Raw genomic sequence first — 258 nt, 5'->3', positions numbered from 1 at the left:
CTTTATGAGAAGCACCCGGAGTGGGTCATTCGCCAGCCCGCGCGCGAAGAGCATTACTTCCGCAACCAGCTCGTGCTGGACCTGAGCAATCCCGCCGTGCAACAATTTGTCTTCCAGGTGGTAGACAATCTGTTTACCGAAAACCCGTCGCTGGCCTATATCAAATGGGATTGCAATGCGGTCATATTCAACGCTTATTCAGCGCATCTGAAGAATCAGCAGTCACACCTGTACATCGAGTATGTGCGTGGGCTCTAC

General features: G+C 52.3%; 1 protein-coding gene. It reads left to right on the top strand.

The genetic code is table 11. The features are described 5' to 3' along the window. A partial coding sequence (locus KK062_RS30400; protein ID WP_254088133.1) for an alpha-galactosidase occupies positions 1 to 258 on the top strand: 258 nt, incomplete at both ends.

The organism is Dawidia cretensis (assembly GCF_018598175.1).
Lineage (GTDB): Bacteria > Bacteroidota > Bacteroidia > Cytophagales > Cyclobacteriaceae > Ohtaekwangia > Ohtaekwangia cretensis.
This window is presented reverse-complemented; position numbering and strand designations above follow the sequence as displayed.